This window comes from Lysobacter sp. A421 (genome assembly GCF_054052145.1).
Genome location: NZ_JBSVRL010000001.1, coordinates 809,872 through 826,988 on the forward strand (window position 1 = coordinate 809,872; position 17,117 = coordinate 826,988).

Sequence of the window (17,117 nt, forward strand, 5' to 3'; positions counted from 1 at the left end):
CTGCACGGATAGACTGGACCCATGCTCAAGATCGACACCCACGCGCACTACCTGCCACGCGACTGGCCCGACCTGGCGCGCAAGTACGGCGAGCTGCGTTTTCCGGTGATCCACCACACCGAAGACGGACGGCACCGTATCTACAAGGATGGCAAGTTTTTCCGCGAGATCTGGTCCAACACCTGGGATCCGCAGGAGCGCGTGGCGGACTACGCCAAGTTCGATGTGCAGGTGCAGGTACTGAGCACGGTGCCGGTGATGTTCTGCTACTGGGCGCGGCCGCACCACGCGCTGGAGCTGCACCAGGCGCTCAACGACCACATGGCCCTGACCTGCCACGACTATCCGCGGCATTACGCCGGCATCGGCACGGTACCGATGCAATCACCGCGGCTGGCGGTCCAGGAACTGGAGCGATGCATGGACCAGCTCGGCCTGCAGGGCGTGCAGATTGGCAGCCATGTGGGCGACTGGAACCTGGACGCGCCGGAGCTGTTTGAATTTTTCCAGGCTGCCAGCGAGCTGGGTGCGGCCATCCTGGTGCACCCCTGGGACATGATGGGCACCGACAGCATGCCCAAGTACTGGCTGCCGTGGCTGGTCGGCATGCCGGCGGAGCAATCACGCGCGGCCTGTTGCCTGGTCTTTGGGGGCGTGCTGGAACGACTGCCGAAGTTGAAGATCTGCCTGGCGCACGGCGGCGGCAGCTTTCCGTACACCATCGGCCGCATCGAGCACGGCTTCAACATGCGCCCGGACCTTGTCGCCACCGACAACCCGCGCAACCCCCGCGAGTACCTGCGCCGGCTGTATTTCGATTCCTGGGTCGCCGACGATGCCGCCTTGCGCTATCTGCTCGACGCCTGCGGCGCAGACCGGGTGATGCTGGGCACCGACTACCCGTTCCCGCTGGGCGAGCAAACACCGGGCGCGGGCATCGATGCGCTGGGGCTGGATGAAGTCCAGCAGGCCCGGCTGTACCACGGCACCGCGCTGGAATGGCTGGGACTGCCCAAGTCGCGTTTTGCATGACCGCCGCTGCCCGCCTTCCTTCTTCGAGGACCCTGACCAAGTGACCGATATCCAATCCCCGGACCATGCCCGGGCGCTCGATGCCGCCGATCCGCTGCCGAGCCTGCGCGACGAGTTCCATATCCCGCAGCACGAAGGCGGTGACCAGGCCTATTTCGTGGGCAACTCACTTGGCCTGCAGCCGCGAGGCGTGCGCGCCCAGGTCGATGACGTGCTGGACAAGTGGTCGATGGAAGCGGTCGAAGGCCATTTTAGCGGCAATTCACAATGGATGAGCTACCACCAGCTGATGCGTGAGCCCTTGGCGCGCATCGTTGGCGCCCAGCCCGAGGAAGTGGTCGCGATGAACTCGCTGACCGCCAACCTGCACCTGATGATGGCCAGCTTCTACCGACCAACGCGGCAGCGACCGGCAATCCTGATCGAGGCCGGCTCGTTTCCATCGGATCGCTATGCGGTGTCCTCGCAGATTGCGCTGCACGGATTTGCCCCCGAAACCGAGCTGATCGAACTGGAGGCCGACCAGCCCGGCGGCGTGTTCTCCATGGCGGCGATTGAGCGGGCGATCACCCAGCACGGCCATCGCCTGGCACTGGTGCTGTGGCCCGGCGTGCAGTATCGCACCGGCCAGGCTTTCGACATCGGCGAAATCACCCGCCTCAGCCATGCCGCGGGCGCGATGTGTGGAGTCGACCTGGCTCACGCGGTCGGCAATGTCGAGCTGGCGTTGCACGACAGCGGGGTCGATTTCGCAGTCTGGTGCCATTACAAGTACCTCAACAGTGGCCCTGGGGCCGTCGGCGGCTGCTTCGTCCATGAGCGCCATGCCCACGCGAGCGTTCCGCGTATGGCCGGCTGGTGGGGCCATGAGGCCTCGACACGCTTCCAGATGGGTCCGCGGTTCGTGCCCACGGCCGGCGCGGAGGGCTGGCAGTTGAGCAATCCGCCGATTCTGGCCCTGGCGCCGCTGCGCGCGTCGCTGGATCTGTTCGACCGGGTCGGCATGCACGCATTGCGCGAAAAATCGCAGCGATTGACCGGCTACCTGGAGTCGCTGATCAACCAGCGCCTTGGCGACGTGTTGCAGATACTGACGCCCACCGAGCCCGGGCAGCGCGGCTGCCAGTTGTCGATCCGGGTCCGGGGCGGTCGCGAACAGGGCCGCGCATTGTTCGATCATCTGGCCGCCAACGGAGTGCTTGGTGACTGGCGCGAGCCCGACGTGATCCGCATCTCGCCGGCGCCGCTCTACAACACCCATCAGGACGTCTTTCGGTTTGCCCAGGGCGTGCACGCCTGGCAGCAAACACGCTGACCAAAAAAACCAGCGCATTTCCCATACCCCGGGCCGGCATTATCCAACTCGCCATCCCCGCGACTCAATCACGGCAGACCGCTTCGAAAGGCAGCATTCCCCAATGTCAGACCTCGACCAGCCCGACTCCACAAGACACCTGAGCATTGTTGGCGCCGGCCTTGCCGGAGCCCTTCTCGCCACCCTGCTCGCCCGGCGCGGCTGGCAAGTCGACGTCTACGAGAAGCGCGGCGACCTGCGCGAACTGGGCTACGAGCGTGGCCGGTCGATCAACCTCGCCTTGGCCGAGCGCGGACGCCATGCGCTTCGACAAGCCGATGCGGACGACGCGGTAATGGCGCAGACGGTGATGATGCGCGGGCGCATGGTCCATTTCGCCGATGGTCACGTCGACCTGCAGCGCTATGGTCGCGACGACAGCGAGGTGATCTGGTCGGTCCATCGTGGCCAGCTCAACGAGGTCCTGCTGAATATCGCCGAGCAGGCCGGCGCCCGTATCCACTTCCACCATCGGCTCGACAGCGTCGACTTCGACAACCGCGTTGCCCGGTTTGGCGACGATCGTGGTGACCTCGTCCGGGAGATCCCGTTCCAGACCCTGGTGGGTGCCGATGGAGCCGGCTCATCGTTGCGACAGGCGATGGCTGCTGCCACCGACCTGGGCGAGCGCAGCGAGTTCCTCGACCATTCCTACAAGGAACTGGAAATCCCGCCCGGTCCGGACCAGGGCTTCCAGATTGAACCCCACGCACTGCACATCTGGCCGCGTGGGCGTTACATGTGCATCGCGCTGCCCAACAGCGAGTCCACGTTTACCGTGACCTTGTTCCTGCCTAACCGCGCTGCCGCCGACCCGGCCGACCCGGTGAGCGAGGTTCCCGGGTTCGACACCATTCGTACCGGCACCGATGCCCGGGCGTTGTTCGAGCGTGATTTCCCGGATGCCTCGGCCCTGATTCCGAAGCTGGAACACGATTTCGAGAACAACCCGACTGGGGTTCTGGGCACCCTGTATCTCGACCGGTGGCATCTGGACCGCCGAGCGGTGCTGATCGGTGACGCCGCCCACGCCATGGTCCCGTTCCACGGCCAGGGCATGAACTGCGCGTTCGAGGACTGCGTGTCCCTGGCGCAACACCTCACTGGAACCGACGACCGTGCCGAGGCCTTCGCCGGCTTCCAGGCCGAACGCCTGCCCAATGCCCGCGCGATCCAGCACATGGCACTGGAAAACTATCTGGAGATGCGCGACCGCGTCGACGATGAGGATTACCTGTTGCAGCGCCAGCTCGAACACCGGCTGGCCGAGCGCCACCCCACCCGCTTCGTGCCCCGCTACGCGATGGTCACCTTCCGCCACATGCCCTACGCACTGGCCCTGGAACGCGGCAACCTGCAACGCGAATTGCTGGTCGAACTGACCCGCGGCCGCGAAAACCTCGAAGGCCTGGACTGGGACGTCGTCGATGCCGCCGTCGTTGCACGCCTGCCCCCACTGCCGCCGGAAGACTGACTCGATGCCCGCGACGTTCCTGTTCTACGACCTGGAAACCTTCGGCGCCGATCCTCGCAGGACCCGTATCGCCCAGTTCGCCGCGATCCGCACCGACGCCGACCTCAACCCGGTCGAAGAGCCGATCAGTATCTTCGTCAAGCCCGCGGACGACCTGCTGCCCTCCCCCATCGCAACCCTGATCACCGGCATCACCCCACAGCAAGCGCTGCATGAAGGGATGCGCGAATGTGATGCGCTGGCACTGATCTCCGACGAAATGTCGCGCCCGGAAACCTGCACGCTCGGCTACAACTCGCTGCGTTTCGATGACGAGTTCGTTCGACACGGCTTTTTCCGGAACTTTTTTGACGCTTACGAGCGCGAATGGCGCGGCGGAAATTCGCGCTGGGATCTACTTGACGTGTTCCGCTTCGCCCACGCACTTCGCCCCGAAGGCCTGGTCTGGCCAAAGCGCGAGGACGGCGCCACCTCGTTCAAACTGGAGCACCTGGCTGAAGCCAACCATGTCCGTGAGGGTGATGCCCACGAGGCACTGTCAGACGTGCGCGCGTTGATCGGCCTGGCCCGCAAACTCAAGACCGCCCAACCCCGGCTGTGGGACTACGCACTGCGTTTGCGCGACAAGCGCCATGCCGCCAGCCTGCTCGACGTGGTTGCGATGACGCCGGTGTTGAATGTATCCCAGCGCTTCCCCGCCAGCCGCCTGTGCGCCGCACCGGTGATCCCGCTCGCGCGACATCCGCATATCGACAACCGGGTCCTGGTATTCGACCTGACCCAGGACCCCGAGCCATTGCTCACGCTGGATGCGGACACGATTGCCGCACGGCTGTATGTACGTGCGGCGGACCTGCCCGAGGGGGTGGAGCGCATCGCGCTGAAGGAGATCCACCTCAACCGCAGCCCGGCCCTGTCGGCCTGGGATCACCTGCGGCCGACCGACTTCGAGCGCCTGGGCATCGACCGCGAACTGGCCGAGCAGCGGGCCCGGCGTTTGCGCGACGCCGGCCCGGACCTGGTGGAGAAGGTACGCGCCGTGTTCTCGCGCGAACGCGAGTTCGACACCCCTGACGTCGATGCCAGCCTGTACGCCGGGTTTGTCGATGGCGCCGACAAACGGCTGTTCTCCGACATCCGCAACACGGCCCCGGAAGCGCTGGGCGCGCGCAGGTTCGACTTCCGCGACCCACGTCTGCCGGAATTGCTGTTCCGCTACCGCGCCCGCAACTTCCCCGAGCATCTCGATGCCGAAGAACGCATCCGCTGGGACGACTATCGCCGCTCTCGCCTGCAATCGGGGTCGGGATTGTCGGAATACAGCTTCGCCAGTTTTGATGCCGAGCTGGCAAGCCTCCGCGATCAGCACTCGGCTGATCCAGCTCGACTGGCGTTGCTGGGCCAGATCGACCAGTGGCGTCAGGATATCGAACGCAGTTTGTCGCCTGCCGGCACGCCGCCGCCCACCGCACCCCCATGAACGCCTATTTCAGTCCCGACACCTTCACGTTTTTCCGTGGTCTGGCACGCAACAACTCACGCGACTGGTTCCATGCCAACAAGGCCCGTTACGAGAAGCATGTACGCGAGCCGTTCCAGCGCCTGCTGGACGATCTGCAACCCGTGCTGGCCGAGATCAGTCCGCATTACCGCGCCGAAAGCCGGAAAGTCGGCGGCTCGCTGTTTCGCATCCACCGCGACACCCGCTTCGCCAGTGACAAGTCGCCCTACAAGACCTGGCAAGGGGTGAAGTTGTTCCACGAACGCAGCCGCCAGATCGAAGCGCCGTCGTTCCACATCCACATACAGCCCGGCCGCTGCTTCGTCGGCAGTGGCCTGTGGCACCCCGAGTCGGACACCTTGCGCCGCGTGCGCAATTTTATCCTCGACAATCCCGCCGGCTGGCAGACCGCCGCGCACGGTACAAGCTTCCGCAAGCGATTCACCTTGGACGACAGCGAGATATTGATACGGATGCCGCGCGGTTTCCCCGCCGAGTTCGAGTCTGCCCAGGACCTGCGGCGCAAGAATTTCATCGGTTCGCGGGCACTGGAGGACAGCGTGGTCACGGGCCCAGACCTGTTGGAAACCCTCAAGACCGACCTCACCGGCCTGGCCGGCTTCACCGATTACCTGTGCGCCGCCGTCGACCTGGAGTTCTGAGTCATGAGAAAGCTGCTTGTATTGGCGGGTCTGCTCGCGATTGTGTTGCTGGGCTATGTCGCCGCCGGCCCGTACCTGGCGTATAGCGCCATCCGCGACGCGGTGGAGACCAAAAACATGGCAAAGCTCGACAAACATGTCGACTTCCCGGTCCTGCGCGGCAACCTCAAGCTGCAAATCGACGATTACGTGGTGCGTCGGGCCGGACCGGACCTGCAGTCCAGCCTGCTGGGCGCGGTCGCCACACGCATGGCCAGCGGCATGGCGGGGGTGGCCGTCGACACCATGGTCAGCCCGGCGGGACTGGCCGCGTTGCTTGAAGGCCGTAGCACCTGGCATCGGATCGCCGGCGATACCGGCGACAATGCCTTCACCCCGGAGCCACCGGCGAACCCGCTGCGCGAACCCAGCTACCGGTTCCAGTCGCCATCGCGCTTCACTGCCACCGTCCACTCAGACGGCGGCGAGCCCATCCGGTTTGTCCTCACCCGGGATGGACTGCGCTGGAAGCTGACCGATATCCGCCTGCCCCTGGACGGCGCGGAAATGCGGCACTACTGAACGACGACGCAGTTCGCGCGCTCGAACTGCCGTCAGTACGGGTTGGCAACCCCATGCGGGACGTGACCGGCGGTAACCAGTCCACGCGCAGATTCGATGTTGTGCTCGGAATCGTCGAAGAAAATGTCGGCGCCGAAGGCTTCCAGGAAAGGTCCTTTCGAGCGACCACCCAGGAACAGGGCTTCGTCAAGACGGATACCCCAATCGCGCAGGGTGCGGATTACCCGTTCGTGCGCCGGTATCGAGCGTGCCGTTACCAGTGCGGTCCGGATCGGCGCGTCTTCTCCCGCCGGAAAGGCCTTCTGCAAGCGCTGCAAGGCATCCAGGAAACCGCGGAATGGCCCACCCGACAACGGCTCCCCGGCATGGCTGCGCTCATGCTCGGCGAACGCGAGCAGGCCTCCTTCCCGCGATACCCGCTCGCCCTCATCACCGAAGATCACCGCATCACCATCAAACGCGATGCGCAGTTGGTCCTGTCGCTGCAACAGCGCCTTGGCCGGCAACAACGTCGCCGCCGCCACCCCGGCGGCCAGCGCATTGCGCACATCCTCGGCATGGGTGGACAGGAAAAGATCTGCGCCGAATGGGCGGATATAGGGGAACGGCGGCGCGCCATTGCTGAATGCCGCACGCTGGATCGACAAGCCGTGGTGCGCAATGGAGTTGAAGATCCGCAATCCGGTGTCGGCCGAATTGCGCGAGATCAGGATCACCTCGACCCGCGGCGCCTCCGGTGGTGAGCCATCGTTGAGTCCCAGCAGCTTGCGCACCAGCGGAAACGCGACGCCGGGCTCCAGCAGATCGTCTTCGTGGCTGCGCTGATACGTGGCGTAGGCTTCCAGGCCCTGACTTTCGAACAAGGCGTGGCCATCCTCCAGGTCGAACAGCGTCCGCGAGGAGATGGCAACGATCAACGGGTCAACATGGTCTGGCATGACGCCATTGTGCGCGATCCCCGTCGCAGCCGATGAGACCGTCATCCACTGATGAACTGCTCGGCCAGCATCCGCTCCTCAAGGTTGTGTTCGGGGTCAAACAGCAGCGTGACGGTGCGGTCGTGCGATTCGCGGATGGTGACCTCCACCACGTCGCGGACCTCGTGCGAATCTGCGGTCGCGCTGACCGGCCGCTTGTACGGATCCAGCACCCGGAAGCGAACCTCGGTATCGGCCTTGAGCACCGCACCTCGCCAGCGCCGCGGCCGAAACGCGGCAATCGGGGTCAACGCCATCACGTTCGCCCCCAGCGGAAGGATCGGCCCAAGCGCGGAAAAATTGTAGGCGGTGCTCCCCGCCGGGGTTGCTACCAGCACGCCATCGCAGATCAGCTCCTCCAGGCGAATCTGTCCATTGAGCTCGATCGACAGGTGCGCGGCTTGCCGGGTCTGCCGCAACAGGGATACCTCGTTGTAGGCCAGCGAGCCCACCGACACGCCGGACTCGGTGTGCGCCACCATCTCCAGCGGCCGTAGCACGGCAGGCTCGGCGGCATGGATGCGCTCGATCAGCCCGTCCATCTGGCAGTGGTTCATGAGGAAACCGACCGAACCCAGTTTCATCCCGTACACGGGCTTGTCCAGTCCGCCGTGGCGATGCAGCGTCTGCAGCATGAAACCGTCACCGCCCAGGGCCACCAGCGTGTCGGCCTGCTCGGGCGGATGGTCGCCGTGAATCGCGGCCAGCCGTTTGCACACCGCTTGCGCCTCGGCGGTGGGACTGGCAAGAAACGCAATGCGGGATGTCGCGGTCATCGGCGGCTCCGGAAGGATCGCCTGCAGGATAGCGCGAGTGGTGTCATGACCAGAAAAAACGGCGGCCCTGAGGCCGCCGCTGCGTGTGCATCATCAAACGAACCGCTTACGCGCCGGCTGCGGCTACCTGCGCCAGCCGACGTACCGCGACCGAGACGGTCGGGTAATCCAGGGTCTTCTGGGTAGTCAACTCATCCAGCATCGACTGGGCAAAGCGCAGGCTGGCGTCGTCGCGTTGCAGCCAGGCCGCCACTTTCGATGCGGCCGGCTTCTTGCCGCCACTGGCAAGAATCTGGCTGGCCAGGACGCGTTGCTGGGTCGCAAGCTCGTCACGCAAAGCCCCCCGCGCCAGCGCCTGCCAACGACCGTCCACTGGCAACGCATCGATCTGCTCATGCAACCAGGGCAGGTTCAATGCCGCACCCAGGTCGAAGTACGCCTGCGATGCCTCCACCGGGGACAACTTGCGTGCGTTGGCGATCTCGATGATGTCGCAACCAAACTCGAGTGCCGGCAGCGCCGCCAGCTGTGCCGCCAATGCGCCCGGCACACCCTTGGCCTTCCACTCGGCCAGGTGGGTGTTGAAGGCCTCCTGGCGAACCGGGGACATGGTGTCGGGCAATGCCGCATGCACCGCCTTCAGGCCGTCGCCAAAACGTGCCATCGCCGTGGTGATCTCGGGCATCGGGCCGGGACGGGACAGCAGCCAGCGCGAAACCGAACGCAGCAAATTCCAGATCGTCTGCAAGGCATCGATCTGGACCGATTCCAGGACCTTGCCATCCATCGCGTCGATCTGCGCCCACAGCGCCCGCGCATCCACCGCCTCACGGGCAATGCTGTAAGCCTCGGCCACCTCGCCGGCGGAACGGCCGGTGTCTTCCTGCATGCGCAGGGTGAACGTGGCGCCCATGCGGTTGACGATCGAGTTGGTCACCGCGGTGGCGATGATCTCGCGCTTCAGGCGGTGGTCCTGCATCGCCTTGGCGTACTTGTCCTGCAATGGCTGGGGGAAGTAGCGCAGCAGTTCCCTGGACAGGTATTTGTCTTCCGGTACGCTGGAATCGACCAGTTGCTGGAACAACACCAGCTTGCTGTATGACAACAGTACGGCCAGCTCGGGCCGGGTCAGTCCCTGTCCGCGGGCCTTGCGTTCGGCCAGTTCCGCATCCGAAGGCAGGTACTCGATCTGGCGATCCAGCAGGCCTTGCGACTCCAGGGTCTGGATGAAGTGCTGCTTGGAGCCCAACCGCGGCGCGCTCATGCGCTCCATCAGGCTGATCGCCTGGTTCTGGCGATAGTTGTCCACCAGCACCAGTCCGGCCAGCTCCTCGGTCATCGAGGCCAGCAACTTGTTGCGCGCCGGCAGGGTCAGCTTCTTCGACTTCACCAGCTCATTGAGCAGGATCTTGATATTGACTTCGCGATCCGAGGTACCCACCCCGGCCGAGTTGTCGATGAAGTCGGCATTGAGCAGGGTGCCGGCATGGGCCGCTTCGATCCGCCCCAGTTGGGTCATGCCCAGGTTGCCGCCCTCGCCGATCACCTTGCAACGCACATCGCGGCCGTCGATACGCAAACCATTATTGCCGCGGTCGCCCACATCGGCGTGCGACTCGCTGCTGGCCTTGATGTAGGTGCCGATGCCGCCATTCCACAGCAGGTCGACCGGCGCCTTCAATATGGCGCTCATCAACTGGTTCGGGCTCATTGCCTCGACGTCCGGGTCGATGCCAAGCACGGCCTTGACCGGCGCGGTCAGCGGAATCGACTTGGCGCTGCGCGGGAACACGCCGCCTCCCTTGCTGATCAGGTCCCGGCTGTAGTCATCCCAACTGGAGCCGGGCAGCTTGAACAAACGCTGGCGTTCCTTGAACGACGTCGCAGCCACCGGATCCGGATCAAGGAAGATGTGGCGATGGTCGAACGCGGCCGCCAGGCGAATGTGTTTGGACAGCAGCATGCCGTTGCCGAATACGTCACCTGACATGTCGCCGATACCCACCGCGACGAAGTCTTCTTTCTGGGTGTTGACCCCGATCGAGCGGAAGTGGCGCTTGACCGACTCCCACGCGCCGCGGGCAGTGATGCCCATGCCCTTGTGGTCATAACCCACCGAACCGCCGGACGCGAATGCATCGCCCATCCAGTAGTGATGGTCGGCGGAGATGGCGTTGGCGGTATCGGAGAAGCGCGCGGTGCCCTTGTCGGCGGCGACCACCATGTACGGGTCGTCATCATCGTGACGCACCACGTCATCGGGATGCACGACCTTGCCGTCCACCAGGTTGTCGGTGATGTCGAGCAAACCGTTGATGAACATCTTGTAGCAGGCCACGCCTTCGGCTTGCAGCTCGGCGCGATCGGCCGGCGGACGCTTGACGATGAAGCCGCCCTTGGCACCGACCGGCACGATGATGGTGTTCTTGACCATCTGCGCCTTGACCAGGCCCAGTACCTCGGTACGGAAATCTTCGCGACGGTCCGACCAGCGCAAGCCACCGCGGGCCACGGGACCAAAGCGCAGGTGGATGCCTTCCACGCGCGGACCGTAGACGAAGATCTCGCGATACGGAACCGGCTTGGGCAGGTCGGGGACCAGTGCGGAATCGAACTTGTAGGCGACGTAGCCACAATCGGCGCCGCCAATACCATCCTGGTAATAGCTGGTGCGCAGGGTTGCTTCGATCACACCCATGAAGCTGCGCAGGATGCGGTCCTCATCAAGGCTGGAAACCTGGTCCAGCAGCAGTTTGAGGGCCGTCCTGGTGGCGTCCAACTGGACGTCCCGGCTGCCGCTTCGTGCGCTGACAACCGGCTCCAACGCGGCGCGCAAGGCCTGGTCATTCCCGCACAGGCGTCCGAGCTGGTCCTTGAACCGCTCAATCCCCGCCTTGACCTCGGCCTTCGACTCGCGGCCGGTGGAAGGATCGAAGCGGGCTTCGAACAACTCCACCAGCAAGCGCGCCAGGGCCGGATAGCGGGCAAAGGTCTCTTCCACGTAACTGTGTGAGAACGGCACGCCCACTTGCTGGATGTACTTGCTGTAGGCACGCAATACCGACACCTGGCGCCAGGTCAGGCCAGCGGCCAGGATCAGGCGGTTGAAGCCGTCGTTCTCGGCATCACCGCGCCAGATCCGCCCGAATGCATCTTCGAAGTTCTCACCGACGCCCTCGATATCGGTATTGGGGTTACTGGTCTCGACCTCGAAATCCTGGATATACATCAGGTTGCTGCCGGCATACATCCGGTAGGGGTGCTCGGAGATCACCCGCAGGCCCATGTTTTCCATCAGCGGCAGGGCATCGGAAAGGGAGATGTCCTCGCGTTGACGGTAGAACTTGAAGCGCAACCCGCCAGCTCCCGGGCTGCGACGATACAGGCTCAGGCGCAGGTCGTCGGGACCGTCCAGCGCGGCCAGGTGCTCCACGTCGTCCGCCGCGACCGCCACCGACACGTCCTCGATGTAGCCTGCCGGCAACGCTCGTCCGTAGGTCTCGGCGATGCTCAGGCCGCGTTCCTCGCCGTGGCGCTGCACCAGCAACTCGGCCAGGTCGTCGCGCCAGTTGCGCACGATTTCCGCCAACTCGACCTCGATCGCCGCGTTATCGACCTTCACCATCCCACCCGGACCGGACTGGCCGGTCTTCGGTCGTACCAGCAAGTGCAACTGGGCCAGCGGTGATTCGCCCAGCAGCACCGTAGTGTCGACGCGCTCGCCGTGCAAGACGCGTTTCAGCATCGCCTCGATGCGCAGGCGCACATCGGTGTTGAAGCGCTCGCGCGGAATGTAGACCAGTCCGGAGAAGAACCGGCCGTAACGGTCGCGACGCAGGAACAGCTTGCTGCGCACGCGCTCCTGCAAGCCGAGGATGCCCTGGGCGGTCTTCAGCAGCTCCTCTCCAGAGGACTGGAACAGCTCGTCGCGCGGCAGGGTTTCCAGGATGTGGCGAAGCGCCTTGCCACTGTGGCTGTCTTCGGCCAGGCCGGACTGCTTCATCACGTATTCGTGGCGCTCGCGCACCAGCGGGATGTCCCACGGCCGACGGGTGTACGCGCTGGAGGTATACAGGCCCAGGAAGCGCTCTTCGCGCGTCGGCTTGCCGTTGTCGTCGAAGCTCAGCACGCCGATATAGTCCATGTACCCGGGACGGTGCACGGTGGCGCGCGCATTGGTCTTGGTCAGGATCAGGGCATCGACCGATCCGGAATGGGGCATGTAATGCGCGGCCAGGGTGGCCAATGCACGTGGCTTGCCCGTGTCCTTGCCGCGCAGCAGGCCCAGCCCGCTGCCCTTGACGGCGCGCAGCAGGTCCTCGCCGCCCTGGTCGACCACGTCGTACTCGCGGTAACCCAGGAAAATGAAGTGGTCGTCGGCGGCCCAGCGCAGGAACTGCTGGCCTTCTTCGCGACCGGCCTCGCTGACCGGAAGCTTTCGTTCCGTCAGGTCGTCGGCGACCGACACCATCTTGCCGTGCATTTCGGCCCAGTCGCTGACGATTGCCCGCACATCGGCAAGCACCCCTTGCACCGCCTTCTCGATCTCCGGCATCGCCTCGGGTGGCAGGCGGTCGAGCTCCAGGTGCATCATTGATTCCGGCTCGCCCTCGCCCACTTTCACCAGCTTGCCGGTTTTGTCACGGGAGACCTGGATGACCGGATGGCCAAGCACATGCAAGCCGATGTTCTGCTCGGCCAATGACATGGTCACCGAATCGACCAGGAACGGCATATCGTCATTGGCGATCTGCAGCACCGTGTGCGGCGATTCCCAACCATGACTGGCCCGGGTCGGGTTGAACAGGCGCACCAACGCCACGCCAGGCTTGCGCTTGCGCACGAAATCGAGCATGTCGGCAGCCAGTGCCGCCCAGCCCTCAGCAGTATGTTTGGGCAGCTCGTCATCACCCATTCGCTGGTAGAAGGCCTTGGCGAAGGCCTCGCCCTCGGCATGTTGCGCCTTGGGCAAGCGTTTGCGGATTGCAGCCAGGATGGGCTCCAGCGTCACGCCGTCGCTCTTGTCGCGGGGGCTGCGCGGCGCGGTCTTTGCGGTCTTGGTCGCGACGGCCTTCTTGCTGGTGGAGGTCTTGCCGGGCGTGGCGCGCGCGGGGGATTTTCGTTGAGTGCTCATGCGATCTTTGGGTCCAAATGCAGTGAGGCCCACGCAATTGCGTGGGCCAAGGCTCGGGAATCAGTAGACAGAAAATGGCATGCAGGCAGCGTCCGGGACCCGTAAACGGACCCCATTGCCAGCTGCAACGATCGGGATATCGCGGCGATCGCAGCCGCGCTGCCCATGGAAGGCAGCGATCAAACGACAGTTATGGAAATGCCGGGTCTGCATGTCAGCGCAGGCCAGTCTCGTTGCGCGCAATCACCAGGCGCTGGATCTCGCTGGTGCCCTCGTAGATTTCGGTGATCTTGGCGTCGCGGAAATAACGCTCGATCGGCATCTCCTTGGAGTAGCCCATGCCGCCGTGGATCTGCAACGCCTGGTGGGCGATCCACATCGCCGCCTCGGACGCGGTCAGCTTGGCGATCGCAGCCTCATTGCTGAAACGCGCCCCGCCGTTGTCAAACTCGCCCTTCTGCCACGCCGCACGCAAGGTCAGCAGCATGGCGGCGTCGAGCTTGCATTTCATGTCGGCGATCTTCGCCTGGGTCATCTGGAAGGCACCGATCGGCTGGCCGAATGCCTTGCGCTCCTTGACGTAGTCCAGGGTGGCCTCGTACGCCGCGCGGGCGATACCGATCGCCTGGCTGGCGATGCCGATGCGACCGGCGTCCAGTACCGTCATCGCGATCTTGAAGCCTTCGCCTTCCGCGCCCAGCACTTCGTCGGCCTGGACTACGTAATCGTTGAACTCGATCTCGCAGGTGGCCGAGGCGCGGATGCCCAGCTTCGGCTCGGTCTTGCCACGATGGAAGCCGGTACGTTCGCCATCGATCATGAAAGCGGTGATGCCTCGCGCGCCCTTGTCGGGATCGGTCATCGCGAACAGCACGAAATACTTTGCGACCGGCCCGGAGGTGATCCAGCTCTTCTTGCCGTTGACCACGAAGCTGCCGTCGGCCTGTCTGGTCGCCTTGCAGCGCATCGCCGTGGCATCGGAGCCCGACTGCGGCTCGGTGAGCGCGAACGCGCCGATCTCCTTACCCTCCGCGATCGCCCGCACGTAGAGCTGCTTCTGCTCCTCGGTGCCGAACTTGAGGATGCCGTTGCAGAACAACGAGTTGTTGACCGAAACGATGGTGGAGTGCGCGGCGTCGGCTGCGGCGATCTCGATCATCGCCAACACATAGGAGATCGGGTCCATGCCGGCGCCGCCGTACTCGGTTGGCACCTCAATGCCCATCAGGCCGTTCTCGCCGAGGGTACGGATATTGTCCAGTGGAAATTCGCCGGTGCGGTCGTGGTGCTCCGCGCTGGGTGCGATCTTTTCGCGGGCGATACGCCGCGCGACGTCCTGGATCATCAACTGCTCTTCGCTGAAACGAAAATCCACGCTGATACCTCTGCTGGTCACGAATGCTGCAATTGTAGCCCTGCGCGAGAATTAACCGAACCCGCGACCGAACCCGTCGACGCGTGCCGTGCTTGACCCGGGCCCCGCCCCGGAAGCAAACTTATCGCTATATCGCGATAGGTGCATACGTATGGATCTGGAAGGCTGGTCATCACGCCTCAAGGTATTTGCCGACGCCACCCGGGTGCGCCTGCTGGCGCTGCTGGAGAGCGAGGAGCTGACTGTCGCTGAACTGTCGGCCATCACCCGGCTGGCACAGCCGCGCGTTTCCACCCACCTGGCCAAGCTCAAGGAAGCCGGCCTGGTGCGTGATCGCCGCGCCGGGGTGTCGGCGTATTACCGGTTCGACGGACCGGCTTTGGACCCGGCGCAACGCGCGTTGTGGACGACCCTGCGTGAGGGCAGCGACGACCCGCTGCTGCGGCAGGACGCGGAACGGGTTGCGGATGTGCTGGCGATGCGCGCGGCCGACCAGAACTGGGCCGATACCGTGGCCGGTGACATGGAGCGCCATTACTCGCCGGGCCGGACCTGGGAGGCCATGGCACGTTCCGCGTTGCCGCTGCTGGAGCCCGGCGACGTGCTCGACGTCGCTTCCGGCGATGGCGTCCTGGCCGAACTGCTGGCGCCGCACTCCAATCGCTACGTCTGTCTGGACTCCAGCACCAAAGTGGTGCTTGCCGCCTCCGAAAGGCTGCGCAGGCTTGAGAACGTGGAGGTGCAGGAAGGCGACATGCACGAACTCCCGTTTGCCGATGCCAGCTTCGACCTGGTGGTACTGATGCACGCACTGACCTACGCCGATCATCCCGCCCACGCCGTCACCGAGGCCGCGCGGGTGCTGCGTCCCAACGGTCGGCTGTTGCTGACCAGCCTGGCCAGCCACGAGCATCGCTCGGTGGTGGACGCCTATGGCCACGTCAATCTGGGTTTCAGCGAGAAGGAGCTGAGCCGGTTCGCGAGCAAGGCCGGCTTCACGATCGAGAGCTGCGAATCAGTGACCCGAGAGCGCCGCCCGCCACATTTCGAAGTGATTGCGTTGCTGGGACGAAAGCCTGCCGACGGGAAAAAATCCAAGTCGCCCAGAACCACCACGCCCGCCAAACGTCAGCCCAGCGAGACAACGCGATGACAACCCTGCCCTGGCTCAACCCCGACCGCGCTGAAACCCTGCAACGGATGTTGCAAGAACGCATCCTGGTGATCGACGGGGCGATGGGGACGATGATCCAGCAACACCGATTGGAGGAAGCCGACTACCGCGGCGAGCGTTTCGTCGAGGGCTTCGACCGCGATCACTCGATCGACAGCCACGCCCACAGCCCCGATTGCGGCTGCGTTCGCGACCAACGCGGCAACAATGACCTGCTGAGCCTGACCCGACCGGACCTCATCCGCGCGATCCATGTCGAGTACCTCGACGCCGGCGCCGACCTGGTCGAGACCAATACCTTCAACTCGACCACCACGTCGCTGGGTGACTACGGCCTGCAGCACCTTGCCCGCGAGCTGAACGAGACCGGCGCGCGCCTGGCCCGTGACGCCTGCGACGCCGCCGAGGTGAAGACACCGGGCCAGCCCCGCTTCGTGATCGGCGTAATCGGACCGACCAGTCGCACCGCGTCATTGAGCCCGGACGTCAATCGTCCCGGATTCCGCGCGGTCAGCTTCGACGATCTGCGGATGGCCTATCGCGAAGCCACCGATGGCCTGATCGACGGCGGCGCGGACGTATTGATGGTGGAAACGGTGTTCGACACACTCAACGCCAAGGCCGCACTGTTTGCGATTGCCGAGGCATTCGAGGCCCGCCGCGCCCGCCTGCCGGTGATGGTGTCGGGCACGATTACCGATGCCTCCGGGCGCACGCTCTCGGGCCAGACCGCCGAAGCATTCTGGTACTCGTTGCGCCACGCCGAACCGCTGTCCATCGGCTTGAATTGCGCCCTGGGCGCCAAGGAGCTCCGGCCGCACGTCGATACCTTGTCGCGGATCGCAGACACCTGCGTCAGCGCCCACCCCAATGCCGGGCTGCCGAATGCGTTCGGCGGTTACGACCAGACGCCCGAAGACATGGCCGGGATGCTGGGCGAGTTTGCCCGCTCCGGATTGTTGAACCTGGTAGGCGGCTGTTGCGGCACCACGCCGGCCCACATCGCCGCGATCGTCGAGGCCGTGCGCGGCGTTGCGCCGCGGCGGCTGCCGAGCCTGGCCGACGCGGCCGTCCCGGCATGACCACCCACGAGGCAT

The 17,117-nt window shown here is 64.7% G+C and carries 12 protein-coding genes; 8 read left to right on the forward strand and 4 right to left on the reverse strand.

Features of this window, described 5'->3' with window-relative positions:
• The first annotated feature begins 21 nt into the window (after nucleotides 1-21).
• From ACW7G6_RS03670 to ACW7G6_RS03695, 6 genes are all read left to right on the forward strand, one after another.
• Complete coding sequence (locus tag ACW7G6_RS03670; protein WP_456997550.1) at nucleotides 22-1,032, forward strand: amidohydrolase family protein; 1,011 nt, start codon at nucleotides 22-24, stop codon at nucleotides 1,030-1,032.
• 40 nt (nucleotides 1,033-1,072) lie between these two features.
• Entirely contained in the window at nucleotides 1,073-2,347 is a 1,275-nt protein-coding gene (gene kynU, locus ACW7G6_RS03675) for a kynureninase (protein ID WP_456997551.1), read from the forward strand.
• Nucleotides 2,348-2,450: 103 nt separating this feature from the next.
• Nucleotides 2,451-3,860: an FAD-dependent oxidoreductase gene (locus ACW7G6_RS03680; RefSeq protein WP_456979515.1), complete on the forward strand. Its 1,410-nt coding sequence runs from the start codon at nucleotides 2,451-2,453 to the stop codon at nucleotides 3,858-3,860.
• Between the two features lie 4 nt (nucleotides 3,861-3,864).
• On the forward strand, nucleotides 3,865-5,340 hold the full coding sequence (sbcB, locus tag ACW7G6_RS03685) for an exodeoxyribonuclease I (RefSeq protein ID WP_456979516.1): 1,476 nt from the start codon (nucleotides 3,865-3,867) through the stop codon (nucleotides 5,338-5,340).
• Nucleotides 5,337-6,023: a DUF2461 domain-containing protein gene (locus ACW7G6_RS03690; RefSeq protein WP_456997552.1), complete on the forward strand. Its 687-nt coding sequence runs from the start codon at nucleotides 5,337-5,339 to the stop codon at nucleotides 6,021-6,023. The genes sbcB and ACW7G6_RS03690 overlap by 4 nt, the downstream gene beginning before the upstream one ends.
• A gap of 3 nt (nucleotides 6,024-6,026) precedes the next feature.
• On the forward strand, nucleotides 6,027-6,584 hold the full coding sequence (locus tag ACW7G6_RS03695; protein ID WP_456997553.1) for a DUF2939 domain-containing protein: 558 nt from the start codon (nucleotides 6,027-6,029) through the stop codon (nucleotides 6,582-6,584).
• Nucleotides 6,585-6,616: 32 nt separating this feature from the next.
• Here the strand turns inward: ACW7G6_RS03695 and ACW7G6_RS03700 are convergent, their stop codons facing one another.
• From ACW7G6_RS03700 to ACW7G6_RS03715, 4 genes are all read right to left on the reverse strand, one after another.
• A complete protein-coding gene (locus ACW7G6_RS03700) occupies nucleotides 6,617-7,522 on the reverse strand; it encodes a 5'-nucleotidase (RefSeq protein ID WP_456997554.1) in 906 nt (301 codons plus the stop codon).
• Between the two features lie 41 nt (nucleotides 7,523-7,563).
• Nucleotides 7,564-8,337: an NAD kinase gene (locus ACW7G6_RS03705; RefSeq protein ID WP_456997555.1), complete on the reverse strand. Its 774-nt coding sequence runs from the start codon at nucleotides 8,335-8,337 to the stop codon at nucleotides 7,564-7,566.
• Between the two features lie 106 nt (nucleotides 8,338-8,443).
• Nucleotides 8,444-13,471, reverse strand: coding sequence for an NAD-glutamate dehydrogenase (locus ACW7G6_RS03710; RefSeq protein WP_456997556.1), 5,028 nt, complete (start codon nucleotides 13,469-13,471; stop codon nucleotides 8,444-8,446).
• A 214-nt stretch (nucleotides 13,472-13,685) separates the two neighbouring features.
• On the reverse strand, nucleotides 13,686-14,867 hold the full coding sequence (locus ACW7G6_RS03715; protein WP_456979522.1) for an acyl-CoA dehydrogenase family protein: 1,182 nt from the start codon (nucleotides 14,865-14,867) through the stop codon (nucleotides 13,686-13,688).
• Between the two features lie 130 nt (nucleotides 14,868-14,997).
• Here ACW7G6_RS03715 and ACW7G6_RS03720 point away from each other — a divergent pair, with 130 nt between their 5' ends.
• Both ACW7G6_RS03720 and ACW7G6_RS03725 read left to right on the forward strand, forming a co-directional pair.
• Complete coding sequence (locus tag ACW7G6_RS03720) at nucleotides 14,998-15,999, forward strand: ArsR/SmtB family transcription factor (protein ID WP_456979523.1); 1,002 nt, start codon at nucleotides 14,998-15,000, stop codon at nucleotides 15,997-15,999.
• Nucleotides 15,996-17,102 carry a homocysteine S-methyltransferase family protein gene (locus tag ACW7G6_RS03725; RefSeq protein ID WP_456997557.1) on the forward strand — a complete coding sequence of 369 codons (1,107 nt, stop codon included), beginning with the start codon at nucleotides 15,996-15,998 and terminating at the stop codon, nucleotides 17,100-17,102. Before ACW7G6_RS03720 ends, ACW7G6_RS03725 begins: the two co-directional genes overlap by 4 nt.
• Nucleotides 17,103-17,117: the final 15 nt, after the last annotated feature.

Coding starts and splice junctions, on each gene's coding strand:
- ACW7G6_RS03670 (WP_456997550.1), top strand. CDS start 22: ATGCTCAAGATCGACACCCACGCGCACTACCTGCCACGCGACTGGCCC.
- ACW7G6_RS03680 (WP_456979515.1), top strand. CDS start 2,451: ATGTCAGACCTCGACCAGCCCGACTCCACAAGACACCTGAGCATTGTT.
- sbcB (WP_456979516.1), top strand. CDS start 3,865: ATGCCCGCGACGTTCCTGTTCTACGACCTGGAAACCTTCGGCGCCGAT.
- ACW7G6_RS03690 (WP_456997552.1), top strand. CDS start 5,337: ATGAACGCCTATTTCAGTCCCGACACCTTCACGTTTTTCCGTGGTCTG.
- ACW7G6_RS03695 (WP_456997553.1), top strand. CDS start 6,027: ATGAGAAAGCTGCTTGTATTGGCGGGTCTGCTCGCGATTGTGTTGCTG.
- ACW7G6_RS03700 (WP_456997554.1), bottom strand. CDS start 7,522: ATGCCAGACCATGTTGACCCGTTGATCGTTGCCATCTCCTCGCGGACG.
- ACW7G6_RS03705 (WP_456997555.1), bottom strand. CDS start 8,337: ATGACCGCGACATCCCGCATTGCGTTTCTTGCCAGTCCCACCGCCGAG.
- ACW7G6_RS03710 (WP_456997556.1), bottom strand. CDS start 13,471: ATGAGCACTCAACGAAAATCCCCCGCGCGCGCCACGCCCGGCAAGACC.
- ACW7G6_RS03720 (WP_456979523.1), top strand. CDS start 14,998: ATGGATCTGGAAGGCTGGTCATCACGCCTCAAGGTATTTGCCGACGCC.
- ACW7G6_RS03725 (WP_456997557.1), top strand. CDS start 15,996: ATGACAACCCTGCCCTGGCTCAACCCCGACCGCGCTGAAACCCTGCAA.